We start from the raw sequence: 26,070 nt of genomic DNA on the forward strand, positions 1-26,070 counted from the left end.
GCTGGAACGTGATCAAGGTCGTCTGGGGCCGGGAATGGGATGACCTGCTGGCCAAGGACCGGGACGGGTCGCTGGTGAAGATCATGAACGAGACCGTCGACGGGGACTACCAGACCTACAAGGCCGAATCCGGCGCGTTCGTCCGCGAGCACTTCTTCGGCCAGACCCCGCAGACCAAGGAACTGGTCCAGGACCTCACCGACGACCAGATCTGGAACCTCAAACGCGGCGGCCACGACTACAACAAGGTCTACGCCGCGTACAAGGCCGCGACCGAGTTCAAGGGCAAACCCACCGTTATCCTGGCCCACACGGTCAAGGGCTACGGCCTGGGCACCCACTTCGAGGGCCGCAACGCGACCCACCAGATGAAAAAACTCACCCTCGCGGACCTCAAAGCCTTCCGCGACCACCTGCGCATCCCCATCACCGACGACCAGCTCGAAGCCGACCCCTACCGGCCCCCGTACTACCACCCCGGCCCCGACGCCCCGGAAATCCAGTACCTCATGGAACGCCGCCGCGCCCTCGGCGGCTTCGTCCCCGAACGCCGGTCCAAGCACACCGAGATCACGCTGCCGGACGACAAGGCCTACGAGGTCGCCAACCGCGGGTCCGGCAAGCAGCTGGCCGCGACCACCATGGCGTTCGTCCGCCTGCTCAAGGACCTCATGCGGGACAAGAACTTCGGTTCCCGGATCGTGCCGATCATCCCCGATGAGGCCCGCACGTTCGGCATGGACGCGTTCTTCCCGACGGCGAAGATCTACAACCCCAACGGCCAGAACTACCTCTCCGTGGACCGGGACCTCGTCCTGGCCTACAAGGAGTCGATCTCCGGCCAGATCGTGCACGCCGGCATCAACGAGGCCGGCTCCGTCGCCGCGTTCACGGCGGCCGGCACCGCCTACGCCACGCACGGCGAGCCGCTCGTGCCGATCTACGTGTTCTACTCCATGTTCGGCTTCCAGCGCACCGGCGACTCCTTCTGGGCCGCCGCGGACCAGATGACCCGCGGGTTCATCATCGGCGCCACCGCCGGCCGCACCACCCTCACCGGTGAAGGCCTGCAGCACGCCGACGGCCACTCCCCCATCCTCGCCGCCACCAACCCGGCCGTCGTCACCTACGACCCCGCCTACGGCTACGAGATCGGCGTGATCATGCGCGACGGCCTGGAACGGATGTACGGCCCGGACTCGGAAGACCGGAACCTGATGTACTACATCACGGTCTACAACGAGCCGATCGCGCAGCCGGCGGCCCCGGCGGAGCTCGACGTCGAAGGCATCACCAAGGGCATCTACCTGCTCGCGCCGGCCAAGATCGACGGCCCGCGCACGCAGATCCTGGCCTCCGGCGTCTCCGTGCCCTGGGCCCTCGAAGCCCAGCGGATCCTCGCCGAAGACTGGGGCGTCTCCGCCGACGTCTGGTCCGTGACCTCCTGGAGCGAACTGCGCCGCGACGCCATGGCCGCCGAAGAGGAAGCCTTCCTCAACCCCGGCCAGCCCGCCCGCGTCCCGTTCGTCACCCGGCAGCTCGCCGGCGCCACCGGCCCGATCGTCGCCGTCACCGACTACATGAAGGCCGTCCCGGACCAGATCCGCCAGTTCCTCCCGAACGAGTTCGCCTCACTCGGAGCCGACGGCTTCGGCTTCTCCGACACGCGCGCCGCAGCCCGCCGCTTCTTCAAGAACGACGTCCACTCCGTGGTTGTCCGTTCCCTGCAGATGCTGGCCCGGCGCGGAGAGGTCGACGCCCAGGCCCCGGCCCAGGCGATCGAGAAGTACCGCCTGCTCAACGTGAACGCCGGCACCACCGGCAACGCGGGCGGCGACTCCTGAGCGGCCGTCCCTGCCGGGCCGGGCGGCCCGGCAGCCGTTCCCGACGGCGGTTCCCCCGTAAAGGTGGGGGCCGCCGTCGGGCGTTTAATCCCAAAGTGCCCCGCGGCGGGCGGCTGCGGACACTTGTGACACAGGACAACCGCAGTTGTAGCCTTTGCACAAATGGAGCTTGGGCGGCGCGCCCCGTATGCTCGATGCATGGCCGAGCCGATCACCACTCCAGAAAAACGCAAGCCGACCTCGCGGGCGATGACTCCGGAGAAGGCCGAGACGCTCAAGAAGCTCCGCGCCAGCGTGGGCCAGCTGTCCACGACAACGCTGCGCCAGCTGGAGAAGTCGCTGCCGTGGTACAGCCGGCTGAACTCGGACGAGCGCTCCGCCCTGGGCATGGTTGCGCAGAACGGCATCGCGGCCTTCGTCACCTGGTATGAGAGGCCGAGCTCGCCGTCGTGGATCCTGTCCGACGTCTTCGGCACCGCCCCCACCGAACTGACCCGCTCCATCAGCCTCCAGAAGGCGCTGCAGCTCATCCGGATCGTCGTGGAGGTCGTCGAGGACCAGGTCCCGGTCATCGCCCCGGAAGCGGACCAGTCAGCCCTGCGGGAAGCGGTGCTCCGCTACTCGCGGGAGGTCGCCTTCGCGGCCGCCGACGTCTACGCCCGCGCCGCGGAATCCCGCGGGTCCTGGGACACCCGGCTGGAGGCGCTAATTGTCGACGCCATCCTGCGCGGCGAAAACACCGACGCGCTGCGGTCCCGGATCGCGGCCCTGGGCTGGAAGGCGCAGGAACGGTTCACCGTCATGGTGGGCAATTCCCCCTCTGAGCCGAGCGCCAGCTACGTCAGCGAACTGCGGCGCACCGCGGGGCGCTTCGCCGAGGACGCGCTCGTGGGAATCCAGGGCGACCGGCTCATCCTCATCCTGGGCGGGGTCCAGGACCGGGAGACCGCATACCTGAAACTCAGCGAACTCTTCGCCCCCGGTCCCGTGGTCTACGGCCCGGAGGCCGGTTCCCTCCTCGAGGCCAGCGGCTCGGCCCAGTCGGCTTTCGCCGGCCTGACGGCGGCCCGCGCCTGGCCCTCCGCGCCGCGCCCCGTGGCGGCCGATGATCTGCTCCCGGAGCGCGTGATCTCCGGCGACGACGCCGCCCGCCGCTCCCTGGTCAAAAACATCTACCGCCCCCTGCTGGCCGCCTCCAACGGGCTCGTCGAGACGCTGGGAACCTACCTGGAACTGGGCCATTCGCTGGAGGCGACGGCCCGTGAGCTCTTCGTCCACGCCAACACCGTGCGCTACCGGCTCAAGCGCGTCTGCGACGTCACCGGCTGGGATCCGCTCCTGCCGCGGGAGGCGTTCGTGCTCCAGACTGCCCTCGTGGTGGGCCGGCTTTCGACTCCCCCGAAGGCCCCGGCCGAGCGGCAGCCTCCCCGCAACGGCTCCTGATCCATTGTAGACTTCCTACAAACTGACCCAGTGAGCTTGGTGTATGAAAACACCAATGTTCACGCGGTAATTTGGAAAGCTGGTTACGTGCTTGCAATCGTCTGCCCTGGACAGGGCTCCCAGACCCCCGGTTTTCTGGCCCCCTGGCTGGAACTGCCACCCATAGCGGGCCTTCTGGCCTCCCTCAGCGAAATAGCAGGCATCGATCTCGCCGCCCACGGCACCACCTCCGATGAGGAAACCATCAAGGACACTGCCGTCGCGCAGCCCCTGATCGTCGCCGCCGGCCTCGTGGCCGCGAAGTCCCTGTTCGACGTCGAACTGAGCACCCTGCCGGTCATCCTCGCCGGCCACTCCGTCGGCGAAATCACCGCAGCCGCGCTGGCCGGCGTGCTGACGGAAACAGAAGCGATGACGTTTGTCCGCGAACGCGCCAATGGCATGGCCGCCGCCGCTGCCGCCACGCCGACGGGCATGAGCGCCGTCGTGGGCGGAGAACCGGCTGATGTCCTGGCCGCCATCGAGGCCTCCGGCGCCACCGCCGCCAACGTCAACGGCGCGGGCCAGATCGTGGCCGCCGGCACACTGGAGCAGCTCAAGGCCCTCGCCGAGAACCCGCCGGCCAAGGCCCGGGTCATCCCGCTGAAGGTCGCAGGCGCATTCCACACCTCGCACATGGCCCCCGCGGGCGCAGCCCTGCAGGCGTTGCGCCCGTCGCTGCACCCGCGGAACCCGCAGGTCCCGCTGCTGTCCAACTTCGACGGCGCGGAAGTCACCGAAGGCGGCGCCGCCGTCGACAGCCTCATCGCCCAGGTCTCCCGCCCGGTCCGGTGGGACCGCTGCATGGAGACGATGGTGCAGCGCGGCGTGACCGGCGTGATCGAGCTGGCGCCTGCCGGCACACTGGCCGGCCTCGCCAAGCGCGGCATGCCCGGCGTCAAGACCGTCACCGTCAAGACCCCGGACGATCTTTCCGCGGCCCTGGCCCTATTTGCAGAACTGGAGGGAGGGGAATGAGCGTTCCCACTCTGAAGCAGGCGCCCGTGCAGGAAAACACCCGCATCCTGGGTGTCGGCGCCTACCGGCCCAGCGTGATCGTGACCAACGAGGACGTGTGCCAGTGGATCGACTCGTCGGATGAATGGATCCGCCAGCGCACCGGCATCATCACCCGGCACCGCGCCCCCGCCGATGTCAGCGTGATCGACATGGCCGAGGCCGCCGGCCGTGAGGCGCTCCGGAAGGCCGGCATCGAAGCCTCCCAGCTCGGCGCGGTGATCGTTTCGACGGTCACCCATCCTTACGCCACCCCGTCCGCCGCCGCGAGCCTCGCCGACCGCATCGGCGCGACACCGGCCCCCGCGTTCGACATCTCCGCCGCGTGCGCCGGCTACTGCTATGGCATCGCGCAGGGTGACGCCCTGGTGCGTTCCGGCGCGGCCGACTACGTCCTGGTCGTGGGCGCCGAAAAGCTCTCCGACGTCATCGACAACACGGAACGGACCATCTCCTTCCTGCTGGGCGACGGCGCCGGTGCCGTCGTGATCGGCCCCTCGGATACGCCCGGAATCGGCCCGTCGGTCTGGGGTTCGGACGGCAGCAAGTGGGATGCCATCGGCATGACCCACTCGATGCTGGACATCCGCGAGCTCGCCCTGACCGGCAAGCACGGTGCCGCCGTGAGCGACGAGGAAGCCGCCGTGACCGACGCGTCGCTGTGGCCCACGCTGCGCCAGGACGGCCAGACGGTCTTCCGTTGGGCCGTGTGGGAAATGGCGAAGGTGGCCCAGCAGGCCCTCGACGCCGCCGGCGTCCGGGCCGAGGACCTCGCCGCCTTCATCCCGCACCAGGCCAACATGCGGATCATCGACGAGATGGCCAAGAAGCTCAAGCTGCCCGAGACCGTCAAGATCGCCCGCGACATCGCCGACGCCGGAAACACCTCAGCGGCGTCCATCCCCCTGGCCACCCACCGCCTGCTCGAGGAAAACCCCGAGCTCAGCGGCGGGCTGGCGCTGCAGATCGGCTTCGGAGCCGGACTGGTGTTCGGCGCCCAAGTGGTCGTGCTTCCTTAGGCAGCCACCGCTTTCCCCAAACGAAACCCGCACCAAGCCGAACCCTCGGCTTGAATCATTTCCGCCGACGGCGGCCGGCATCCCGCCGGCAGCCGGGGGCACCAACCAAGAAAAGGAGCCACCAATGGCTAGCAACGAAGAAATCCTGGCCGGCCTGGCTGAAATCGTCAACGAAGAGACCGGCCTGGCCCCCGAGGCTGTCGAACTGGACAAGTCCTTCACCGAGGACCTGGACATCGACTCCATCTCCATGATGACCATCGTCGTCAACGCCGAAGAGAAGTTCGGCGTCCGCATCCCCGACGAAGAGGTCAAGAACCTCAAGACCGTCGGCGACGCCGTCAGCTTCATCTCCAACGCCCAGGCCTAAGCCTGGTCCCGCCGCTTCCGGCGGACTCCGCGGACCGGTCCGGGCGGCACATCAGCGCCCGGACCGGACCGCAGCCATCAAGTGCACGACCACAGAGTTTTCCCTACGCAGGCCCCGGCCGCCCCGTTCGCGGGTCCGGACCCGGCAAGCGCACCGACAGAGAGTGATCCCATGGCACGCAAAGTAGTCATTACCGGGCTGGGTGCCACCACACCCATCGGCGGCGATGTCCCCACGATGTGGAAGAACGCGCTGAAGGGCGTCTCCGGCGCGCACACGCTTGAGGACGACTGGGTGGCAAAGTATGAACTGCCCGTGCACTTCGCTGCACGCGCCTCCACCCCGGCGCTGGAGGTCCTGAGCCGGGTCGAAGCCAAGCGCATGGACCCGTCGACCCAGTTCGGCGTCATCGCCGCCCGTGAAGCCTGGGCCGACGCCGGGATCACCGACATCGACCACGACCGCCTCGCCGTGGCGTTCGCCACCGGGATCGGCGGCGTCTGGACCCTGCTGGACGCCTGGGACACCCTGCGCGAAAAGGGCCCCCGCCGTGTCCTGCCCATGACTGTGCCCATGCTGATGCCCAACGGCGTCGCGGCTGCCGTCAGCCTGGACCTCGGTGCCCGCGCCGGCGCCCACACCCCTGTCTCCGCCTGCGCCTCCGGCACCGAAGCCGTGCACCTGGGACTGGACCTGATCCGCTCCGGCAAGGCCGACGTCGTGGTCTGTGGCGGCGCCGAAGCCGCCATCCACCCGATGCCGATCGCCGCCTTTGCTTCCATGCAGGCGCTCTCCCGCCGCAACGATGACCCTGAGCACGCCTCCCGTCCCTACGACCGCGACCGCGACGGCTTCGTCATGGGTGAAGGGGCCGGTGCCCTGGTGATCGAGGCCGAGGAGCACGCCCTGGCCCGCGGGGCCCGGATCTACGCCGAGCTCGCCGGAACCTCGGTCACGGCCGACGCCTACCACATCACCGCCCCGGACCCGGAGGGCCTCGGCGCGACCCGTGCCCTGAAGGCTGCCATGTTCGACGGCCGGATCCAGGCCGAGGACATCGTGCACGTCAACGCCCACGCCACCTCGACCCCGGTCGGCGACAAGCCCGAGTACACCGCCCTGAAAGCGGCCCTGGGCAGCCACGTGGACAACGTCGCCGTCTCGGCCACGAAGTCCCAGATGGGGCACCTGCTGGGCGCTTCCGGTGCCGTCGAAGCCGTCCTCACGGTCCTGGCGGTCCACGAGCGCAAGGCACCCGTGACGATCAACCTGGAGAACCAAGACCCGGAAATCCCGCTCGACGTCGTCACAACGGCCCGCGACCTGCCCGCCGGCAGCATCGCGGCGCTGAGCAACTCCTTCGGCTTCGGCGGCCACAACGCCGTCATCGCGATCCGCAGCGTCTAACACCGCGGCCCTTCCCCCGCCGGGATGACAGATGGCGGCAATGTTCTTCACGAACATTGCCGCCATCTGTCGTTTCGGCGCCTGGCTATGGAATTGCTGTGGAGGACTGCTGCGGTGGGGCGCCCGGCCGGCTCTTAGCCGACCTGGTGAAGCCAGCGCACCGGGGCGCCTTCCGCCGCGTGGCGGAAGGGTTCGAGTTCTTCATCCCAGGCCTCGCCCAGGGCGAGCGAGAGTTCGTGGTAGACGGCCGAGGGGTCGCCGGCGCCGGTTTCATAGGCGTAGCGGATGCGGTCTTCGGAAACCATGATGTTGCCGTGGACGTCCGTGGTGGCGTGGAAGATCCCGAGCTCCGGGGTGTGCGACCAGCGTCCCCCGTCGACCCCCTGGCTGGGTTCCTCGGTGACTTCGTAGCGCAGGTGCGCCCAGCCGCGCAGAGCGGACGCCAATTGAGCCCCCGTGCCCGGCTTTCCGGTCCACGACAGCTCGGCCCGGAACATTCCGGGCGCGGCAGGCTGAGCGGTCCACTCCAAGTCCGTCCGCTTGTCCACGACTGACCCTATGGCCCACTCCACGTGGGGGCACAAAGCAGTCGGGGCCGAGTGAATGAACAACACACCACGGGTCAGTGCAACAGACATTCCATCCTCCATAGCTGTAGGTACGTCTTCCCCAACGACCTCTGCCTGGATGTCTGTCCGTTGCGCGGATCCGAAAATGCGCCTGCGGTCCCTGCCAAAGTACTAATATACAACCGGTTTCCAAGCTGGGACATGAAGCATTCCAGCTTCAAGCTCAACTTGAAACTTCCCGGGCGTGAGTTTCATTCTGCCCTACCCCTCCTAATTACGCCAGTGCGATTCGGCGCGTCTTTTCCGGCGCGCCGCGCAGGGGCGCTGCGGCCTTTCGTCGGGCCACCGGCAGGCAGCACGAAGGCGTCCGGCGCGGCCGCGGGCGGCCTGCGGGCGGGGGCCGCGGGTGGCCTGCGGCGGAGCACCCTTCAGGCCCGGGGGTGCGCCTGCCGGTAGCTTTGTCGGAGCCTCTCCACGGACACATGGGTGTAGATCTGGGTGGTGGCAAGACTGCTGTGGCCGAGGATTTCCTGCACGGCACGCAGGTCCGCCCCGCCGTCGAGCAGATGCGTGGCCGCCGAGTGCCGCAGGGCGTGCGGCCCGGTGGCGGCGGTGTCCCCCAGGTTATCCAGCATGTCCTTGACGACGCTGCGGACCTGTCGCTGGTCCACCCTGCCGCCCCGCACGCCCAGGAAGAGCGCCGGGCCGCTGCCATCGGCGGCGAGCGCCGGCCGGCCGCGGCGGAGCCAGTCGTCAACCGCGAGCGCCGCCGGCAGCCCGTAAGGCACCGTGCGCTCTTTGTTGCCCTTGCCGAGCACCCGCAGGGTCCTGCGGTCCGGGTCGAGGTCATCGACGTCCATACCGGCCAGCTCGCCGACGCGGACACCCGTGGCATACAGGAGCTCCAGCATGGCCCGGTTGCGCAAGGCCAACGGTTCTCCCTCGGCCGAGGCGCTTTCTGCGTCGTTCACGAGCCGCCTAACCTGCTGCTGTTGCAGGACACCCGGGAGCGACTTCTCCCGCTTCGGGGCCTTGAGCCGGAGGGCGGGGTCGGCCTCAATCAGCTCCTCCCGGACCGCCCAGGCGGTGAAGGCCCGCGCGGTGGCGGCGCGGCGGGCCAGGGTGGCCCGGGACTTTCCGGACTCGCTCTGGGCGCCCAACCAGCGACGCAGTGTCCCGAGTTCCAGCCCCGCAAGGTCCTGCACGCCCTCCGTCGCGGCGTGGACGAGGAGGCTTTCGACGTCCGAAAGGTAGGCCCGCACCGTGTGGGCGGAGCGTCCCCGCTCAGCTTCCAGGTAGCGGCCGAAACTGTGGGCGGCGTCGCGTAGGGCCGAGGGCAGCGGGGCGGGAAGATCCTGTGTAGGCACCTTCCTACTGTGGCAGTGTTCCTTCGGCATTCAAGGAGCTTCCCGGCGCGCCGCGTCATCCGGGTGCAGCCCATCGTCTCAGTCCGCCTTCGGCGAGCGTTTCCACGCGCCCCGCTGTGCTTCGGCCAGGCCCAGCAGCCCCAGCCGGCCGAGTCCGGCGCGGACCGCATCCGGGCTGAGGCCGGCCACCGCGGCCAGCTTCTCGACCGAGCTCGTGGTCCGCAGGGGCAAGGCATCGAGCAGGATCAGGTCCTCGAGGGTGAGCCCGTCCTGGACCTCGGCCCGGCCCGCTTCCTCCGCGGCCAGGGCTTCCCCGCTCGGGGAGGCGAGCTCGGCGATTTCCCCCGCATCCGTGACACACACGGCGCCGCCCTCGCGCAGCAGCCGGTGGCAGCCGGCGGAATTGGCGCTGTGGACGGATCCAGGCACGGCCCCCACGGCCCTGCCCAGGCTCTCGGCATGGTGTGCCGTGTTGAGGGCACCGGACCGCCACCGGGCCTCGACCACCACCGTCACGGAGGCCAGCGCCGCGATGAGGCGGTTCCGCTGCAGGAACCGGTAGCGGGTGGGCGCGGAGCCGGGCGGGACCTCGGCCAGGACTGCACCGTGGTCCGCGACCGCCCGCAGCATATCCTCATTACCGGACGGGTAGAACCGGTCCACTCCCCCGGCCATGACGGCGATGGTGGGCATGCCGCCGGCACCTCCGGCCAGGGCCGCCCGGTGGGCATGGGCGTCAATGCCGTAAGCGCCGCCCGAGACGATGGTGAACCCGCGCTGGGCCAGGGAATAGGCGAGGTCCGCCGTCACGGACGCACCGTAGCTCGTGCTGTCCCGGGAACCCACCAGCGCAATGGCCCGGGCCACGGCGGGGAGTTCCTGTTCCACGCCGCGCCACCAGAGGCACAACGGCTCCTGAAGGCCGAGGTCGGCCAGCTGCGGAGGCCACAGCTCGTCCGAGGGGATGATGAGACGGCCGCCGAGCCGTTCCATGGTCGCCAGGTCCCGCTCGGGCGCGAGATCGGGCAGGCGCGTCGCCCACCGCTGCAGCGCCGCGCCCAGTCCCGGCCAGCTACTGCCGGCCCCGCATGCCGCCAGTATTGCGGTGATCTCCTGCTCGAGGTGGACGCCGGCCGCCAGCCGCCCGCTGGCAATCCTCAGGGCGTCCTGCGCGCCCGCCGCTTGCACCAGGGCGAGGGCCGCCGCGTCCTGCGGTTCGAACAGCCGGGACAATGCCGCCCGGGCCGTCCGTTCGTCATCGCTCATGGGAGAGTCCTTCCGTGGAGGCGGAGATACTGGTGGCCGGCTCGTGCGGGGCCGGGATGTGTGCCGGGCTCACGCGGACACCGTGCCGGCCTGGCGCAGTCCGAGCGCCTGTCCGACGTCGTCCGCGTCCGGGGCGTCGTGCCGGGAGAGATCTGCAAGGGTCCAGGCCAGGCGCAGCACGCGGTCGTAGCCGCGTGCCGTCAAGACACCCCGTTCCAGCGCGTAGTCCAGGATGCGGGTTGCGGGGGCCTCGAGCCGCAGTGCCCCGCGCAGCAACCGCCCCGGCACTTGCGCGTTCGTCTCCAGGCCGAAAGGCAGCAGGCGGTCCAGCTGGCGGTTCCGGGCCTCGCGGACCCGTTCGGCGATGGCGGCCGTACCTTCCTCCGCTGCCGGCTGGCCGAACCCGGCGAGCGACACACGCTCGACCTCCAGTTGGATGTCGACCCGGTCCAGCAAGGGCCCGGACATCCGGGCCTGGTAGCGGCGGCGCATGGTCGGTGTGCAGATGCAGTCCACACCCTTGCCGGTGGCCTTCCCGCAGGGGCACGGGTTGGCGGCGAGGACCAGCTGGAACCGCGCGGGATAAGCCGCCGCGCCGCCCGAACGGTGAATGACGAGCTCACCGCTTTCCAGGGGCTGGCGCAGCGCGTCCAGGACCCCGCGGTCATACTCCGGCGCCTCGTCGAGGAACAGCACACCGCGGTGGGCCCTGGACGCCGCTCCGGGCCGCGGCAGCCCCGAACCGCCGCCGATAATGGCCACGGCGGTGGCGGTGTGGTGCGGGTTTTCGTAGGGAGGCCGGCGCAGCAGCTGCACGGACACCGACGACAGGGAACACAGCGAGTGGATGGCGGTCACCTCCATGGCCTCGGTGTCGCCCAGGTCGGGCAGGAGCCCGGGCAGCCGCTCGGCCAGCATGGTCTTCCCGGCGCCGGGCGGCCCCGTCAGAAGAATGTGGTGGGCGCCCGCGGCAGCCACTTCCAGGGCCTGGCGGCCCGCGGCCTGGCCGGAGACGTCGCACATATCCGGCTCCGGCGCGGGACCCGTGCCGGCGCCGGGGTCCTCGCCGTCCTCCGGCTGCGGTTCGAAGTCAAGTGCCAGGTCCTGCGGATCGGCCCCGCAGTCGAACGCCAGCCGGGCGAGCGTCGCGTAGCCGCGGACCCGCGCGCCGGGGACGAGCCGCGCCTCGGCGGCGTTGGCCCGGGCGACGACGACATCAGGGTACCCGGCCCGGACGGCGGCCATGACCGCAGGAAGCACGCCCCGCACGGGCCGGAGCCGGCCGTCCAGGCCGAGCTCGGCGATGAAGACGGTCCGTCCGGTGGGCCGGATGTCGTTGGCGGCCAGCAGCACGGCCATGGCGATGGCGAGGTCGAACCCGGAACCGCGTTTGGGCAGCGAGGCCGGGATCAGGTTGGCCGTGATCTTCCGGCGGCTGAGCGGGATCCCGGAATTGTGCGCCGCGGAGCGGATCCGTTCTTTGGCCTCGTTGAGCGAGGCGTCCGGCAGGCCCAGGATCACGAATGCCGGGAGCGTCTGGCCGATGTCGGCCTCGACCTCCACGATGTAGCCGTTCAGGCCGACGAGGGCCACGGAGTAGGTCCGGCCCAGCGCCACCTAGCCCACCCCCTTGAGGTGTTCGACGGCGGGCTCGCCGGTGCCGTCGTCGAGCACGGCGATCACGTCCACGCGGCGGGGCGGCATGCCCATCCCGCGGACCCGGCACCAGGCCGCTGCCAGGCGGTGGAGGCGGGCAAGTTTGTCCGCTCCGACGGCCTCAAAGGGGTGCCCGTAAGCGAGGGATTTCCGGGTTTTCACCTCGGCGATGACCAGGGCGTCGCCGTCGAACGCGATGATGTCGATCTCGCCCTCGGGACACCGCCAGTTGCGCTCGACGATCCGCAGGCCCTGCGCCTGAAGATAGCCTGCCGCGATGTCCTCCCCGCGCCGGCCCAACACATCCTTAGCTCTCATGCCTCCAGCGTGGAGCGACGGGCGGCAGGATCACAGGGTCCTCTTTGGCTATGTGGAAAACCCCGACGGGACCAGGCGAAGGGCTCGGTCGCGGGACCAGGCGAGGGACAGGGAAATCAGTTGCCCAGGTCTTCGACCTTGGGCAGCGCGAGCTCCTCGCTGCGGGGCAGCTCCTCGACGTTGACGTCCTTGAACGTGATGACGCGGACGCTCTTGACGAACCGGGCGGAGCGGTAGACGTCCCACACCCAGGCGTCCTGCAGGGTCAGGTCGAAGTAGACCTCGCCGTCGGCGCTGCGGGCCTGCAAATCCACATGGTTGGCAAGGTAGAAACGCCGCTCGGTCTCGACCACATAGCTGAACAGTCCGACGACGTCGCGGTATTCGCGGTATAGCTGCAGCTCCATGTCGGTCTCATAGTTTTCAAGGTCCTCGGCACTCATGGTTCCATCTTGCACCATCCGGCGCCGGCCGTGCGCCACGCACGCGCTAGAGCAGCTGCCAGCTGACCCGGTGGTGCGGCGAGGGGCCGGCGGTCCGCAGCGCGTCCTTGTGCGCGGCCGTGCCGTAGCCTTTGTTCTCGTCCCAGCCGTAAGCCGGATAGGCGGTGTGAAGCTCGCCCATCATGGCATCGCGCTCCACCTTCGCGAGGATGCTGGCCGCCGCGACGCTCAGGCACTGCATATCGGCCTTGACGAGGGTGTGCACCGGCGCGTCGCAGCCGGCTTCGGCGGGCGCATCGTCAAACAGCGAAGGCTGCCGGTCGGGCGAGAGCCAGTTGTGGCTGCCGTCAAGCAGGACGACGTCGGGCATGACGCCGGCAGCAAGGACGGCGAACCAGGCGCGGTTGCCGGCAAGCCGGAGGGCGCCGATGATGCCGAGGTCATCGATCTCCTTGGCGGACGCATGTCCGACCGCGGCTGCGACGCTCCACTTCCGGACCACGGGCACCAGGCGTTCCCGGTCGGCCACCTTGAGCAGTTTGCTGTCCCGGACATCGGTCAGAAGCTTCTGCCGTTCGAGGTCCACGACGGCGATCCCCACGCTGACGGGGCCGGCGAGGGCACCGCGGCCGACTTCGTCGATGCCGGCGAGCAGCCTGGCACCGGAGTTCCGGAAGCGGCGTTCGTAGTCGAGGGTGGGGGCGGCGGACATGGCGGGTGGCTTACTTTCCGGTCGGGGCGGGCACGCTCCGGAACACGTCCGGATAGTTGTCCAGGGCCGCCATCCTGTTCAGCGGCCAGGCGATGACGGCAGCCTTGCCTTCGATGTCGGATTCGTTGACGAAGCCGCCGTTGGTGTCCATGTGGGCGCGGGAATCGGCGGAGTGGTTGCGGTTGTCGCCCATGACCCAGACCTTGCCGGCGGGCACGACGACGTCGAAGTCGCGGACCTGGGGGATCTCGGCCGGGTTGATGTACTTCTCGTCCAGGGGCGCGCCGTTGACGGTAAGCTGCCCGCCGGCGTCGCAGCAGACCACGTGGTCACCGGGCAGCCCGATCACCCGCTTGACCAGGTGCTGTTCGGAGTTGTCCGGGAGCAGGCCGACGAATGTGAGCCCGTCCTGGACCCAGGTGAAGGGCCCCTTGGCTTTCTGCGCTGCGGGGGCCAGCCAGTTCTGGCTGTCCTTGAACACCACCACGTCCCCGTGCTGGAGCGCGATGGGCTGCGGCACGAGGAGGTTGACGAAGATGCGGTCGTTGACATCGAGGGTGTTGACCATGGATTCGGACGGGATGTAGAAGGCCCGGAACAGGAAGGTCTTGATCAGGAAGGACAGCACGACGGCGACGACGACAACGGTGGCCACTTCCTTCAGCCAGAGGAAGAGCGGGCTGCGCCCTTCCCGGGCTTTGGCGCGCTTGGCCCGCCGCGAGGACCCGCCCGCGTGCGCCGGTCCCGCATGGGACGGCCCCGCCTGCGCTGGCCCCGCCTGCGCCGGTCCCGCGTGCTCCGGTTCGGCGTGGGCCGCCCGGGGTCGGTCCTGGCCCTGCGGATCAGGAAAGCGCGGTTCGCTGTCGGGCATCTACTGTCCGTTCGTCGTCGTCGTTGTCACGGCCGGTTCAGGCCGCGCTACTGCTGCAAATCTATCAAGCGGCCAGATGATCTGTACCGGCCTGCCAATGACGCGTTCCACCGGCACCATGCCGCCGCCGGGAGCGCCGAGCAGGCTGCGGGAATCGGCCGACACGGAACGGTGGTCGCCCATGAGCCACAGCCGGCCGGCCGGGACCTCAACACTGAACTTTGTCTGGCTGGGGCTGTCCCCCGGATACAGATAGGGTTCCGTAACTTGCTGGCCGTTGACTGTGAGCCGGCCGCCGGCGTCGCAGCACACCACGCGGTCGCCGGGCAGCCCGATGACGCGTTTGACGTACGTGGTGTCACTGCCGGCCAGGCCCAGCCAGCGTCCGGTTTCGGCCAGGGTATCCACCACCGGCCCGTTGCCGCTGTTGAGCGGCGCGAACGAGCCGCGGCCGTCGAACACCACGACGTCGCCCCGGGCCAGGGACGCCGCCGGGGCGACGGTGCGCGCCACGAGGATCCGGTCCCCGGTGCGCAGGAGCGGTTCCATCGACGCGGACGGGATGTAGTAGACGTCCAGCCACAGGGAGCGGACCACGGCGCTGATGGCCACGGCGAGCACCAGGGCCAGCAACGCAAAACGCCAGCCCGGTTTCCCGTGCTGGCGTTTTGGCTGTTCCATGTTCCGTATCCCTTGGCGCTGTGGTGAACTGATGTGCGCTGTTGCGGATAGCTTCGGCGCGCCGGAGGGCGTACCGGGTACGGTCCGTGGACCCGCGGGCTAAGCCTGTGGTGGAACCCGGCAGGCTTACTTGGCGGTCTGGAAGTCGCGCTTTTCCTTGATCTTCGCGGCCTTACCACGCAGTGCACGCATGTAGTAAAGCTTGGCGCGGCGCACGTCACCCTTGGAGACGAGCTCGATCTTGTCGATGATCGGGGAGTGCACCGGGAAGGTACGCTCCACGCCGACGCCGAAGGAGACCTTGCGGACGGTGAAGGTTTCGCGGACGCCGTCGCCCTGGCGGCCCAGGACGAAGCCCTGGAAGACCTGGACGCGGGAGTTCTTGCCTTCGATGATGTTCACGTGAACCTTGATGGTGTCACCCGCGCGGAACTCGGGAACATCGGTGCGCAGCGAGGCTGCATCTACGGAATCGAGGATATGCATTGATCCACTCCTGGTGAACGCCACAGGTCACTCACGTTGGGTTACGGCGGCCAAGCCCGGGGGCAGGCGCCGCCCGGAAATTTCCGCCGAAAGTTTGTCAATCCGGCCCTGTCAGGAATTGACGGGACCGGGGTGCCGGGCTGTTGGTGGCGCTCCCCCTGTGGCAGGTTCGCAACCCAGCAGGCACAAGGACTAATTTTGCCACATGAGGTGCGGGTTAGCCCAATCTGGTCAAACGCCGGGCCGGCGGGTGAGGCGGCCGTCGACGACGTCGTACCCGAGGTCAGCGAACGCCGCGCGGTCCGCGCGGGGCAGCCCGCCGGCGTCGAACTCCGCAAGGAGGTCCGGACGGCGTTCGGCGGTGCGCCGGTATTGTTCGTGCCGGCGCCATTGGGCGATTTTGCCGTGGTTGCCGCTGAGCAACACTGCCGGAACCTCCCGGTCCCGCCAGATGGAGGGCTTGGTGTAGACGGGGTATTCGAGCAGCCCGTCGGAGTGGGACTCCTCGACGAGGGATTCGGGGTTGCCGACCACACCGGGCAGCAGCCGGCCGATCGCCTCCACCATGGCCAGGACGGCGACTTCGCCGCCATTGAGGACGTAGTCCCCCAGGCTCATCGGGCGCACAGTGAAGTGGTCTGCGGCCCATTCCAAGACCCGTTCGTCGATGCCCTCGTAGCGGCCGCAGGCAAAAACCAGCTGGTCCTCTTCCGCCAACTGGTGCGCGGTGGCCTGGGTGAACCGCTCGCCGGCCGGGGACGGGACGATCAGCACGGGCTTGCCGGCGGCGCCGGGCGCGCCGGACCCGGTTTCCGCGGCGGCCCGTCCCGCCGCCACCGCGGTGAGCGCCTGCGCCCACGGCTCGGGCTTCATGACCATGCCGGCCCCGCCGCCGTAAGGGGTGTCGTCCACGGTCCGGTGCCGGTCGGTCGTGAATTCGCGGAGGTCGTGGACGCGCAGGTCCAGCAGGCCGTCCTGCCGGGCTTTGCCGATCAGGGACAGTTCCAGCGGGGCAAGGTATTCAGGAAAGATGCTAACGACGTCGATTCTCATCTACGCGTTGCTCCCGGTGTTCGTGTCCCCGGCGTCATTGCTCTCGGCGTCCGTGCCCCCGGAAGCGGCACCCGGGATCCCGGGGGAGTCCTCGGCGTTGATCTCGAAGAGGCCCGGCGGCGGGGTGACCACGACGTACTTCTCCCCCACATTGACCTCGGGCACGATCTGCTCGACGAACGGGACCAGGATTTCCTGGCCGTCGGCCGTGGTGACCACCAGCAGGTCCTGGACGGGCATCGTGTGCAGCGCGGAGACCTTGCCCACCACGGTGCTGCCGAGGCGGACGTCGAGGCCCACGAGCTCGTGCTCGTACCAGCCTTCGTCGTCGTCCTCATCGATCTCTTCGGTCTCGATGAACAGCTTCGCGCCGCGGAGGGCTTCGGCGTCGTTGCGGGTCTCGGCCTCCTCGAAGGCCAGGAGCAGGATGTCCTTGTTCCAGCGGGCGCTATAGACCGTCAGCGGCCCGGAGGAGGCCGGTTCCACGATGAACCGGGTCCCCGGGACGAAGCGGTCGCCGGGCGCATCGGTCAGCACCTGGACGGTCACTTCGCCGCGGATGCCGTGGGGTTTGCCGATTCGTGCCACCTGGAGCTGCATCTGTTCCTCTGTTCGGGTTTTGTCGTGGGGGTCTGGGCGGAAAACAGCCCGGCCCCTCCACCATTATCTGGTGAAGGGGCCGGGCTAAAGACAAGTAGTGCTGAACGCGTTAGCGGCGGCGGTCCGTGTCGACGACGTCGACCCTGACCGGCTCGCCATCCGCCAGCGCCGCAACCACAGTGCGCAATGCGCGTGCGGTCCGGCCCTGCCGGCCGATCACCCGTCCCAGGTCGTCCTGATGAACGCGCACCTCGAGGGTTTCCCCTCGGCGGTTGTTCTTCGCACTGACCTTGACGTCCTCGGGGCTGTCAACAATCCCGCGGACCAGGTGTTCGAGCGCTTCTGCCAGCAATTTACTCAGCCTCGGTGGTCTCTGCTTCGGCGGCGTCGGCCGGAGCCTCGGCAGCTTCGTCCTTCTTGGCCTTCTTGGTGATGGCTTCCGGGATGATCACGGAACCCTTCTCCGGGGCAACGAAGTCAGCCTTGGCAGACTTGGTCTTCAAGGTGCCTTCCTGGCCCGGGAGACCCTTGAACTTCTGCCAGTCACCGGTGATCTTGAGGATCGCGGAAACCTGCTCGGACGGCTGTGCGCCAACGCCGAGCCAGTACTGGGCACGGTCCGAGTCGACCTCGATGTACGAGGGCTCTTCGGTCGGGTGGTACTTGCCAATCTCTTCGATGGCACGGCCGTCACGCTTGGAGCGTGCGTCCATGACGACGATGCGGTAGTACGGTGCGCGCATCTTACCGAAGCGCTTAAGGCGAATCTTAACGGCCACTTTTGTGGTCACTCCTGTTTCTGAAACGGGGTCGAGCCCGGCGTTCTGCACCCGTGGGGCGGGCCGTACTAGGGGGTTCTAAAGGACAAGATCAGGACGCGGAGAGAGGGGCCGCGCAGATCGAGTACCTGTTCATTGTGCCAGATCACCGGCGCGATTTCGACTTGACACGGCCCCGGCGCCGCTTTGCGCCGCCCGGGCCGGCAGCCCGGGCCGTCGGCGCGGACGGGTCAGGAAGTCCAGACATACAGCCCGGACTTGGTGGCGGGGTCGATTCCGGCGGCCAGTTCCGCGATCCGGCGGACGTAGCCGCGGGCCTCGTCGGCACCGAAGGGCATGTCCTCTTCAGCGGCCCAGTTGGCGGAAACTTCATCCAGCACGTCGCCTTCACCCTCGGTTTCGTAGCTGAGCAGTTCGGCAAGGGTGCGGACCATTGCGGCGGGGACGCCGAGCAGCGAATCGCTGGCCACGTCCACCATCGCGAGCTCATAGTCGGCGCCCGGGGCGTGCACGGCCACTCCGGCGAGGTCGCCGAGCCGCTCCACCTCGAAGTCGCTGATGTCCTCGATCCTGACGGCGTCCGGTGCGGCCGCGGCTCCGCCTTCGAGTGCCTCGGCGCGCTTGAGGGCGTCCTTGTGGGTGGTGGACACAAAGATTTCGGTGAATCCCATAGAGCTGGTCCTTCAGGGTCCTGCGGCGCGGGGCCGCTGTTGTTCGTCCGTCGCTTCAGCCTAACCGCTCCGACCCGCTCCACCCCCGCGGACATGCCCTCCGCTGGCCGCACCCACTGGACATGCGCCCCTCCCTCGAGCGCATCCACTGGACATGCGCCCCCTTGGCTGCGGCCACCGGACATGCGCCCCTCCCTCGAGCGCATCCACTGGACATGCGCCCCCTTGGCTGCGGCCACCGGACATGCGCCCCTCCCTCGAGCGCATCCACTGGACATGCGCCCCTGGGCTGCGGCCACCGGACATGCGCCCCTCCCTCGGGCGCGGCCACTGGACATGCGCCCCCTTGGCTGCGGCCACCGGGCATAATTCCGCCATGTCCGGTCCCCGGCATAAAAAATGGGCATGCTCAAAGCCTTCGCCGGCCACCGGGGAGCATGCCCATTCCAGGGCCTCACATCACCCGGACTCAAGTGGACATGCCGCACCCGACTGCCACCATCGAGCATGCTCTCCCCGGGCCGTGGGGCCGCCGTCCGTGTTCCGCCAAGCCAGCCGATTCCTCCGGGATATGCCCCCCGGCCGCGACCACTGAACATGTCCTCCCCCACGAAGGGACTTTCCAAGGACGCGCCCAGCTATGGCACCCCGACCACTGGACATGCCCTGTTGCTCCACCCGATTTCCCCGGGACATGCCCTCCGCTGGCCGCGCAGGCTGGACATAACGCCCGTATGTCCGCTGCGAGGCCCCAGGACTGAGCATGTCCTCCGGGCCGGGACGCAGGACTGAGCATGTCCGCTGCGAGGGCCCGGGACTGAGCATGTCCCGTTACCCGGGAGGGGCTGGAATGGGGGCCGCTCCCGGGCTACCGGACGGCGACGCGGATCCGGTTGCGCCAGGGGTCATCGAAGCGCAGTTCGGCGCCGGTGTGGTGCGAGTCGATGCCGGCGACCTTGAGGCGGTCAGCGAGCGCACCGACGTCGTCGCCGGACGGGACTTCGATGAGCACCTCACCCAGGCCCAGGGTGTCCTGCCGCGGTCCGGCGCCGCGGCTGTTCCATACGTTCATGGCCATGTGGTGGTGGTAGCCGCCGGCGGAGACGAAAAGCGCCTGGCCGTGCCAGCCCGCGGTCTTCTCGAAGCCGAGCGTCCCGACATAGAAGTCGTGCGCAGACTGGACGTCGCCGACCTGCAGGTGGACATGCCCGACGCCGGCGCCGGCCTGATGCTGTCCGGACAGGGATTCCTCGGTCAGGTGCTGCTCCAGGTAGCGCTGCGGCGGGAGGGCAAGGCTGTCCATGACAACACTCTTGCCCTCCCAGGACCATGCCTCGCGGGGCCGGTCCCAGTACAGTTCGACGCCGTTGCCCTCGGGGTCGGTGAAGTAGAAGGCCTCACTGACCAGGTGGTCCGCGCTGCCGGTGAAGGACAGGGGTTCGTACCGGGCTGCGCTGGCTACGGTGGCGGCCAGGGCGGGCTGGTCCTCGAACAGGAGGGCAGTGTGGAAGAGTCCGGCCTCGCCGCGGGAGGGGATATTGAGCCCGGGCGCCGGGGCCAGGTGCACCAGCGGCTTCTGCCGGCGGCCCAGGTAGAGCCCGCCGTCCTGCTCGGCCACGATGTCCAGGCCGAGGGCGCGCTGGTAATAATCGGTCATGACCTTCATGTCGCCGACCTTGAGCATCACGGTGCCCATGGTGAGTGCGGCAGGAAGGAGATCCTGGGCTTCTGCAGTCATCGAAACTCTCCTGGGTTCTGCAGCCACCGGACTTCGGCGGTCTTGCATAGAGTTAAATTACTTGAAGCTTCAATTTATTCCTAACGGATGAGGAGCCCCCGCAGCACCACGTGCTGCAGCTCCGCCAGGGTGCCAAGGTTCTGCCGCGGGTCCTCGGCGCAGACCAGGACATCGGCGCTGGCCCCTTCGGCGATCCCGTCCGCCCCGAGCCAGGTCCGCGCCGACCAGCTGGCGGCGTCGAGCGCGGCGGCCGCCGTCAGGCCCGCGGCGTGCAGGGCCCGGACCTCGTCCGCGATCCGTCCGTGCCGGATCACGCTGCCGGCGTCCGTGCCGGCGTAGATGGCCACCCCGGCCTCGTGGGCTTCGAGGATCCGCTCGGCCCTCCGTTCCCACAGCGAGCGCATGTGCGCGGCGTAGCGCGGGAACTTGGGCGCCGCCCTGGCGGCGATGTCCGGGAAGGTGGCGATGTTGATCAGGGTGGGGACGATGGGTACGCCCTGCTCCACGAAGCGCGGCAGGTGACGCGGCAGCAGCCCGGTGCCGTGCTCGATGCAGTCGATCCCGGCGTCGAGCATGTCATCGAGGGTGTCCTCGGCGAAGCAGTGCGCGGTGACACGGACCCCTTCATCGTGCGCGGCCCGGACGGCGTCCCTGACCGTCCCGGCGGGAAAGCCGGCGGCGAGGTCGCCGGCGTCGCGGTCGATCCAGTCTCCTACCAGTTTGACCCAGCCGTCTCCTGCGAGGGCCTGCTTGCGCACGGCCTCGACCAGTCCTTCAGGCTCCACTTCGACGGCAAATCCCCGCAGGTAGCGCCGGGTGCGGGCGATATGCCGGCCGGCGCGGATGAGCCGCGGCAGGTCGGTGCGCTGCTGGAGCCACCGGGTGTCATGGACGGCGCCGGCGTCGCGGACCAGCAGCGTCCCGGCGTCGCGGTCCGTCACGGCCTGGGCCTCGACAGTGTCCTCGGGCACGTCGCCGTCCGGTCCGAGGCCGATGTGGCAGTGGGCGTCCACGAGGCCGGGGATGACCCAGCCGTCGAGCACGTGGTCCGGCGCGGCAGCGGGCCGGCGGAACGTCAGGAGCCCGTCGACGGACCAGAGGCCGTGGCGGACGGTGGCCGGGCCGGTGAGGACGGGGCCGCTGAACTCGATGATGCCGGTCATGGTTTAAAGCCTAGCCCCGGGCGGCCATCCGCGGTCCGCGTCACACTCCGCGGGACTGCGGCGCAGCGTGATAGCTTCGTCTACGACCACACGGGTGCCCTTGCAGGGGCTGAGATCGGGCTGACGCGGCCTGCGACCGTTGAACCTGTCCGGGTAATGCCGGCGAAGGAAGTGAGTAATCCTTTGAGCACCACAGAAACACAGCACAGCCCTGCCCAAAACCAGCCCGTCCGCACGGAGGCAGCCGACCAGCCGGCCACGACCCAGCCGGCCCCGACCCAGTCGCTGAAGTCCCAGTCGCTGAAGTCCCATTCGCTGGCCTTCGACACGGACCCGGAGCACGGCATCCGCGTCCCGGTCACCGAGATCGCCCTGGAGCCCTCGCCGGGCGGCGCACAGAACCCGCCGTTCCGGGTCTACCGCACGGCCGGGCCGGGCAGCGACCCGGTCGTGGGCCTCGCGCCTTTCCGCAGCGAATGGATCGCCGGGCGCGGTGACACGGAGCCGTACAGTGGCCGGGAACGGAACCTGCTCGACGACGGCAGGTCCGCCGTCCGCCGCGGCGCCGCCTCGGCCGAGTGGAAGGGCGCCCCGCCGGTGCCCCGCCGCGCCGTCGAAGGCAGGACGGTGACCCAGATGCACTACGCCCGGCAGGGCGTGATCACGCCCGAAATGCGGTTCGTGGCGGTGCGGGAGAACTGTGATGTGGAATTGGTCCGCAGCGAGGTGGCGGCCGGCCGGGCCATCATCCCCAGCAACATCAACCACCCCGAGTCCGAGCCGATGATCATCGGCAAGGCGTTCCTCGTGAAGATCAACGCGAACATCGGCAACTCCGCCGTGACCAGCTCCATCGCCGAGGAGGTCGACAAGCTCCAGTGGGCCACCCAGTGGGGTGCGGACACCGTGATGGACCTCTCCACCGGGGACGACATCCACACGACCCGTGAATGGATCATCCGCAACTCCCCCGTCCCCATCGGCACCGTCCCGATCTATCAGGCCCTGGAGAAGGTCAACGGCGAGGCGAACGCGCTGACCTGGGAGATCTTCCGGGACACCGTGATCGAGCAGTGCGAACAGGGCGTGGACTACATGACCATCCACGCCGGGGTGCTGCTGCGGTATGTGCCGCTGACGGCCAACCGGGTCACCGGCATCGTGTCCCGCGGCGGGTCCATCATGGCCGGCTGGTGCCTTGCGCACCACCGGGAGAACTTCCTGTACACCCACTTCGATGAGTTGTGCGAGATTTTCGCTCAGTACGACGTCGCGTTCTCGCTCGGGGACGGGCTGCGGCCGGGCGCGACGGCGGACGCCAACGACGCCGCGCAGTTCGCCGAACTCGACACCCTGGCCGAGCTGACGCAGCGGGCCTGGGAGTTCGACGTGCAGGTCATGGTGGAAGGTCCGGGGCACGTGCCGTTCCACCTCGTCCGGGAAAACGTGGAGCGCCAGCAGGAACTCTGCAAGGGAGCACCCTTCTACACGCTGGGTCCGCTGGTGACCGACATCGCGCCGGGCTATGACCACATCACCTCAGCGATCGGCGCCACCGAGATCGCCCGCTACGGCACGGCCATGCTCTGCTATGTCACACCCAAGGAACACCTGGGGCTGCCGAACAAGGACGACGTGAAGACCGGCGTGATCACCTACAAGATCGCGGCCCACGCCGCCGACCTCGCCAAGGGCCACCCCGGAGCCCACGAACGCGACGATGCCCTGTCCAAGGCACGGTTCGAGTTCCGCTGGCGGGACCAGTTCGCCCTGTCCCTGGACCCGGTGACGGCCGAGGCATTCCACGATGAGACGCTCCCCGCCGAACCGGCGAAAACGGCGCACTTCTGCTCCATGTGCGGGCCCAAGTTCTGCTCCATGCGGATCAGCCAGGACATCCGCAACGAGTACGGATCCGCTGATTCACAGGCAGCGCTGGCCGAAATGGCCGCCGGGATGCAGGCCAAGAGCAACGAGTTCCTGGCCTCCGGCGGCAAGGTCTACCTGCCCGAACCCACCGTCGGCGTGCAGGCCTAGTTCTGCAGTCCGGGCGCCCTCCCTGCGGGGGGGGGCGCCCGCGGTCCCCCGGCGCGCAGTCCCGGGGTGAAGCCTAGGACGCGCGGGCGTGCTGGTGCCGGCTGACCTCGGCAATGAACGAGCGGATGGCCCGGTCCCCTTCGGCCGAGTCCTGGGGCCGGTGCCCTCCGGCGGCGGTGCGGTGCAGCGCGCCGGTTTCGCGCAGGTACCCGGCGATCTCCTCGTACAGCGGTTCCCAGCCGCCGGTCAGGACCAGGGTCGGCACCCCCGGGACGATCTGCAGTGGCGCCTCCCACGGCGGCGCCTGCAGGCGCAGCCGGCGCGCGGCCCGGCGGGCTTCGGGGGTGGTGGCCCCCGGGGCCTCGGCGGAGAACGCCCGGCGGATGAACTCGCGCTGGAAGTCGTCGTCGCTGAGGTTGTTCCGGACGTCGAAGAGGGGCTGCATGAGGGCCCGGTGCGCGGCGGTGGCCGGGAGCTCCGCGGTCAGGGACAGGCAGGCCGGTTCCACCAGGGTCAGGGACCGGACGAGGTCGGGGCGTTCGACGGCGGCCATCATGGCGGCGATGGCACCTTGTGAATGCGCTACGACATGGCCGCCGGACTCGCCGCGGCCGTCGTCGGCCAGGGATGCCAGGACGATTGCGGCGTCGGCGGTGAAGTCGGATTCGAGCGGTTCCGCGGCGGCGTCGAAGCCGTGCCGGCGCAGGAACAGGGCGTCGTAGTCCAGTGCCATCCCGTGCTGCTTTGGCCACGCGGCGGCGCCGAAGCTGCCGTCCCCGTGGACGAAGACTACGCGCTGCTTGAACATGGTCTAACCCTATGGCACTTCAGGGCTGATGCCGCCGGCGACACAGCGGCGGCGGCATCAGCCCTGTGCGGCTACTTGCTGCCGCCGAGGAACTTGTCAAAGCCCTTGGGCAGGTTCAGCTGGGACGGGTCGAAGTCGCCGCCCTGCTGGCCGAACGACGCTCCGGTGGGCAGGGCCTTGGCGCCGGCGGCGCGCCGGGCCTCGGCGTCGCGCAGTTCCTGCGCCGCCTTCGCCGGGTTGCCGGAGCGGGCCTTCTTCTTCGGCGCGTTCTTGGCTCCCTTCCGGGCACCGCCGGCACCCATGCCGGGCATTCCGGGCATCCCCGGCATGCCGCCGCCGGCGGCCATTTTCTTCATCATCTTCTGGGCCTGGGCGAAGCGCTCCAGCAGGCCGTTGACCTCGGAGACGTGGACACCGGAGCCGCGGGCGATGCGGGCCCGGCGGGAGCCGTTGATGATCTTGGGAGCCACGCGTTCGTGCGGGGTCATCGACCGGACAATGGCCTCGACGCGGTCGATCTCGCGCTCGTCGAACTGCTCGAGCTGCTGCCGGATGTTCTGCGCGCCGGGCATCATCATGAGCATCTTCTTCATGGAGCCCATGTTGCGGATCTGCTGCATCTGGGCCAGGAAGTCGTCCAGGGTGAAGTCTTCCTGGTCGGCGAACTTCTTCGCCATCCGGGCGGCTTCGTCCTTGTCCCAGGATTTCTCGGCCTGCTCGATCAGGGTGAGGACGTCGCCCATGTCCAGGATGCGGGAGGCCATGCGGTCCGGGTGGAAGAGCTCGAAGTCGTCCAGGTTCTCGCCGGTGGACGCAAACATGACGGGCTTGCCCGTGACGGACGCGACGGAAAGCGCGGCGCCGCCGCGGGCGTCGCCGTCGAGCTTGGAGAGCACGATGCCGGTGAAGTTGACGCCCTCATCGAAGGCCATGGCCGTGTTGACGGCATCCTGTCCGATCATGGAGTCGATCACGAACAGCACTTCGTTCGGGACGATCGCCCGGCGGATCTGGCGTGCCTGTTCCATCATGTCGGCGTCGACGCCGAGCCGGCCGGCGGTGTCCACGATCACGACGTCGTGCAGGGTGCGCTTGGCTTCCTCGACGCCGGCGCGGGCGACGGCGACCGGGTCACCGGCGGGGTGGTCGAGTTCGGTGGACGTGGCGCCCGGGTGGGGGGCGAAGACGGGCACGCCGGCGCGTTGGCCGACCACCTGCAGCTGGGTGACGGCGTTGGGGCGCTGGAGGTCGCAGGCGACCAGCATGGGGCTGTGGCCCTGGGCCTTGAGCCACTTGGACAGCTTGCCGGCCAGGGTGGTCTTGCCGGCACCCTGGAGGCCCGCGAGCATGATGATAGTGGGGCCGGTCTTGGCCAGGCGGATCCGGCGGGTTTCGCCGCCGAGGATCTCCACGAGCTCCTCGTTGACGATTTTCACGATCTGCTGGCTCGGATTCAGCGCCCCTGAGACCTCCGCCCCGAGGGCACGCTCGCGCACGCGGCCGGTGAATTCCCGGACCACGGGAACGGCGACGTCGGCGTCCAGGAGGGCGCGACGGATTTCGCGGACCGTGGCGTCAACGTCCGCCTCGGACAGGCGGCCTTTGCCACGGAGGTTCTTGAAGGTTGCTGTCAACCGGTCAGAGAGTGAATTGAACACGCGCCGTGCACTTCTTTCAGTGGATCTACAGGTGGCGTCCGGTCCGGCACGCCAG

At 69.0% G+C, this 26,070-nt stretch carries 26 protein-coding genes and 1 riboswitch; of the genes, 7 read left to right on the forward strand and 19 right to left on the reverse strand.

Annotated features, from left to right (window positions below):
* The 6 genes from aceE to fabF all read left to right on the forward strand — a co-directional run.
* The coding region (aceE, locus tag CFN17_RS17455) for a pyruvate dehydrogenase (acetyl-transferring), homodimeric type (protein ID WP_208748973.1) at positions 1-1,844 on the forward strand (1,844 nt) is incomplete at its 5' end.
* A gap of 198 nt (positions 1,845-2,042) precedes the next feature.
* Entirely contained in the window at positions 2,043-3,287 is a 1,245-nt protein-coding gene (locus tag CFN17_RS17460) for a CdaR family transcriptional regulator (RefSeq protein ID WP_315968638.1), read from the forward strand.
* Positions 3,288-3,374: 87 nt separating this feature from the next.
* A complete protein-coding gene (locus tag CFN17_RS17465; protein ID WP_208748974.1) occupies positions 3,375-4,304 on the forward strand; it encodes an ACP S-malonyltransferase in 930 nt (309 codons plus the stop codon).
* Positions 4,301-5,362, forward strand: coding sequence for a beta-ketoacyl-ACP synthase III (locus CFN17_RS17470; protein WP_208748975.1), 1,062 nt, complete (start codon positions 4,301-4,303; stop codon positions 5,360-5,362). The genes CFN17_RS17465 and CFN17_RS17470 overlap by 4 nt, the downstream gene beginning before the upstream one ends.
* Before the next feature lie 124 nt (positions 5,363-5,486).
* Positions 5,487-5,732, forward strand: a complete 246-nt coding sequence (locus tag CFN17_RS17475; protein WP_208748976.1) for an acyl carrier protein — start codon at positions 5,487-5,489, stop codon at positions 5,730-5,732.
* A gap of 171 nt (positions 5,733-5,903) precedes the next feature.
* A complete protein-coding gene (gene fabF, locus CFN17_RS17480; RefSeq protein ID WP_208748977.1) occupies positions 5,904-7,139 on the forward strand; it encodes a beta-ketoacyl-ACP synthase II in 1,236 nt (411 codons plus the stop codon).
* Positions 7,140-7,273: 134 nt separating this feature from the next.
* On the opposite strand, the gene CFN17_RS17485 is transcribed toward fabF, so the two are convergent.
* The 17 genes from CFN17_RS17485 to CFN17_RS17565 form a co-directional block, all read right to left on the reverse strand.
* A complete protein-coding gene (locus CFN17_RS17485; RefSeq protein ID WP_208748978.1) occupies positions 7,274-7,777 on the reverse strand; it encodes a DUF3145 domain-containing protein in 504 nt (167 codons plus the stop codon).
* A gap of 359 nt (positions 7,778-8,136) precedes the next feature.
* Positions 8,137-9,105, reverse strand: coding sequence for a tyrosine recombinase XerC (locus CFN17_RS17490; RefSeq protein WP_395925502.1), 969 nt, complete (start codon positions 9,103-9,105; stop codon positions 8,137-8,139).
* A 48-nt stretch (positions 9,106-9,153) separates the two neighbouring features.
* Positions 9,154-10,341 (reverse strand): DNA-processing protein DprA, encoded by a 1,188-nt coding sequence (gene dprA / locus CFN17_RS17495; protein WP_208748979.1) that lies wholly within the window; start codon positions 10,339-10,341, stop codon positions 9,154-9,156.
* Between the two features lie 69 nt (positions 10,342-10,410).
* Entirely contained in the window at positions 10,411-11,958 is a 1,548-nt protein-coding gene (locus tag CFN17_RS17500; RefSeq protein ID WP_208748980.1) for a YifB family Mg chelatase-like AAA ATPase, read from the reverse strand.
* Positions 11,959-12,315, reverse strand: coding sequence for a YraN family protein (locus tag CFN17_RS17505; protein ID WP_208748981.1), 357 nt, complete (start codon positions 12,313-12,315; stop codon positions 11,959-11,961).
* 116 nt (positions 12,316-12,431) lie between these two features.
* A complete protein-coding gene (locus CFN17_RS17510; protein ID WP_018773443.1) occupies positions 12,432-12,758 on the reverse strand; it encodes a DUF2469 domain-containing protein in 327 nt (108 codons plus the stop codon).
* A 46-nt stretch (positions 12,759-12,804) separates the two neighbouring features.
* Entirely contained in the window at positions 12,805-13,470 is a 666-nt protein-coding gene (locus CFN17_RS17515; protein ID WP_208748982.1) for a ribonuclease HII, read from the reverse strand.
* 10 nt (positions 13,471-13,480) lie between these two features.
* Positions 13,481-14,341, reverse strand: coding sequence for a signal peptidase I (gene lepB / locus CFN17_RS17520; RefSeq protein ID WP_208748983.1), 861 nt, complete (start codon positions 14,339-14,341; stop codon positions 13,481-13,483).
* On the reverse strand, positions 14,342-15,022 hold the full coding sequence (gene lepB, locus CFN17_RS17525) for a signal peptidase I (protein WP_208748984.1): 681 nt from the start codon (positions 15,020-15,022) through the stop codon (positions 14,342-14,344). It abuts the gene before it with no gap.
* A gap of 126 nt (positions 15,023-15,148) precedes the next feature.
* Complete coding sequence (rplS, locus tag CFN17_RS17530; protein WP_146337296.1) at positions 15,149-15,508, reverse strand: 50S ribosomal protein L19; 360 nt, start codon at positions 15,506-15,508, stop codon at positions 15,149-15,151.
* A gap of 231 nt (positions 15,509-15,739) precedes the next feature.
* Positions 15,740-16,561 (reverse strand): tRNA (guanosine(37)-N1)-methyltransferase TrmD, encoded by an 822-nt coding sequence (gene trmD, locus CFN17_RS17535; protein WP_208748985.1) that lies wholly within the window; start codon positions 16,559-16,561, stop codon positions 15,740-15,742.
* Positions 16,562-17,161 carry a ribosome maturation factor RimM gene (rimM, locus tag CFN17_RS17540; RefSeq protein WP_208748986.1) on the reverse strand — a complete coding sequence of 200 codons (600 nt, stop codon included), beginning with the start codon at positions 17,159-17,161 and terminating at the stop codon, positions 16,562-16,564.
* Positions 17,162-17,270: 109 nt separating this feature from the next.
* Entirely contained in the window at positions 17,271-17,513 is a 243-nt protein-coding gene (locus CFN17_RS17545) for an RNA-binding protein (protein WP_018773450.1), read from the reverse strand.
* 1 nt (position 17,514) lies between these two features.
* Entirely contained in the window at positions 17,515-17,940 is a 426-nt protein-coding gene (gene rpsP / locus CFN17_RS17550) for a 30S ribosomal protein S16 (protein WP_208748987.1), read from the reverse strand.
* Positions 17,941-18,170: 230 nt separating this feature from the next.
* A complete protein-coding gene (locus tag CFN17_RS17555; protein WP_208748988.1) occupies positions 18,171-18,611 on the reverse strand; it encodes a hypothetical protein in 441 nt (146 codons plus the stop codon).
* An 868-nt stretch (positions 18,612-19,479) separates the two neighbouring features.
* The gene (locus tag CFN17_RS17560; protein WP_208748989.1) at positions 19,480-20,349 is read right to left on the reverse strand and encodes a VOC family protein; all 870 of its coding nucleotides are present in this window, start codon (positions 20,347-20,349) and stop codon (positions 19,480-19,482) included.
* An 80-nt stretch (positions 20,350-20,429) separates the two neighbouring features.
* Positions 20,430-21,512 (reverse strand): amidohydrolase family protein, encoded by a 1,083-nt coding sequence (locus CFN17_RS17565; RefSeq protein WP_208748990.1) that lies wholly within the window; start codon positions 21,510-21,512, stop codon positions 20,430-20,432.
* An 80-nt stretch (positions 21,513-21,592) separates the two neighbouring features.
* A riboswitch (TPP riboswitch) is annotated at positions 21,593-21,700 on the forward strand.
* Here CFN17_RS17565 and thiC point away from each other — a divergent pair.
* A complete protein-coding gene (gene thiC, locus CFN17_RS17570) occupies positions 21,696-23,549 on the forward strand; it encodes a phosphomethylpyrimidine synthase ThiC (protein ID WP_208748991.1) in 1,854 nt (617 codons plus the stop codon). (Overlaps the previous riboswitch by 5 nt.)
* A 73-nt stretch (positions 23,550-23,622) precedes the next feature.
* On the opposite strand, the gene CFN17_RS17575 is transcribed toward thiC, so the two are convergent.
* Positions 23,623-24,357, reverse strand: coding sequence for an alpha/beta fold hydrolase (locus CFN17_RS17575; RefSeq protein WP_208748992.1), 735 nt, complete (start codon positions 24,355-24,357; stop codon positions 23,623-23,625).
* Between the two features lie 71 nt (positions 24,358-24,428).
* Positions 24,429-26,015 (reverse strand): signal recognition particle protein, encoded by a 1,587-nt coding sequence (ffh, locus tag CFN17_RS17580; RefSeq protein ID WP_208748993.1) that lies wholly within the window; start codon positions 26,013-26,015, stop codon positions 24,429-24,431.
* Positions 26,016-26,070 lie beyond the last annotated feature (55 nt).

The organism is Arthrobacter sp. PM3 (assembly GCF_003352915.1).
Classification (GTDB): Bacteria; Actinomycetota; Actinomycetes; order Actinomycetales; family Micrococcaceae; genus Arthrobacter.

What these genes read in the sequence shown, in the direction of transcription:
- CFN17_RS17460 (WP_315968638.1), top strand. Translation starts at nt 2,043, where the DNA reads ATGGCCGAGCCGATCACCACTCCAGAAAAACGCAAGCCGACCTCGCGG.
- CFN17_RS17470 (WP_208748975.1), top strand. Translation starts at nt 4,301, where the DNA reads ATGAGCGTTCCCACTCTGAAGCAGGCGCCCGTGCAGGAAAACACCCGC.
- CFN17_RS17475 (WP_208748976.1), top strand. Translation starts at nt 5,487, where the DNA reads ATGGCTAGCAACGAAGAAATCCTGGCCGGCCTGGCTGAAATCGTCAAC.
- fabF (WP_208748977.1), top strand. Translation starts at nt 5,904, where the DNA reads ATGGCACGCAAAGTAGTCATTACCGGGCTGGGTGCCACCACACCCATC.
- CFN17_RS17485 (WP_208748978.1), bottom strand. Translation starts at nt 7,777, where the DNA reads ATGTCTGTTGCACTGACCCGTGGTGTGTTGTTCATTCACTCGGCCCCG.
- CFN17_RS17490 (WP_395925502.1), bottom strand. Translation starts at nt 9,105, where the DNA reads ATGCCGAAGGAACACTGCCACAGTAGGAAGGTGCCTACACAGGATCTT.
- dprA (WP_208748979.1), bottom strand. Translation starts at nt 10,341, where the DNA reads ATGAGCGATGACGAACGGACGGCCCGGGCGGCATTGTCCCGGCTGTTC.
- CFN17_RS17505 (WP_208748981.1), bottom strand. Translation starts at nt 12,315, where the DNA reads ATGAGAGCTAAGGATGTGTTGGGCCGGCGCGGGGAGGACATCGCGGCA.
- CFN17_RS17510 (WP_018773443.1), bottom strand. Translation starts at nt 12,758, where the DNA reads ATGAGTGCCGAGGACCTTGAAAACTATGAGACCGACATGGAGCTGCAG.
- CFN17_RS17515 (WP_208748982.1), bottom strand. Translation starts at nt 13,470, where the DNA reads ATGTCCGCCGCCCCCACCCTCGACTACGAACGCCGCTTCCGGAACTCC.
- lepB (WP_208748983.1), bottom strand. Translation starts at nt 14,341, where the DNA reads ATGCCCGACAGCGAACCGCGCTTTCCTGATCCGCAGGGCCAGGACCGA.
- lepB (WP_208748984.1), bottom strand. Translation starts at nt 15,022, where the DNA reads ATGGAACAGCCAAAACGCCAGCACGGGAAACCGGGCTGGCGTTTTGCG.
- rplS (WP_146337296.1), bottom strand. Translation starts at nt 15,508, where the DNA reads ATGCATATCCTCGATTCCGTAGATGCAGCCTCGCTGCGCACCGATGTT.
- trmD (WP_208748985.1), bottom strand. Translation starts at nt 16,561, where the DNA reads ATGAGAATCGACGTCGTTAGCATCTTTCCTGAATACCTTGCCCCGCTG.
- rimM (WP_208748986.1), bottom strand. Translation starts at nt 17,161, where the DNA reads ATGCAGCTCCAGGTGGCACGAATCGGCAAACCCCACGGCATCCGCGGC.
- CFN17_RS17555 (WP_208748988.1), bottom strand. Translation starts at nt 18,611, where the DNA reads ATGGGATTCACCGAAATCTTTGTGTCCACCACCCACAAGGACGCCCTC.
- CFN17_RS17560 (WP_208748989.1), bottom strand. Translation starts at nt 20,349, where the DNA reads ATGACTGCAGAAGCCCAGGATCTCCTTCCTGCCGCACTCACCATGGGC.
- CFN17_RS17565 (WP_208748990.1), bottom strand. Translation starts at nt 21,512, where the DNA reads ATGACCGGCATCATCGAGTTCAGCGGCCCCGTCCTCACCGGCCCGGCC.
- CFN17_RS17575 (WP_208748992.1), bottom strand. Translation starts at nt 24,357, where the DNA reads ATGTTCAAGCAGCGCGTAGTCTTCGTCCACGGGGACGGCAGCTTCGGC.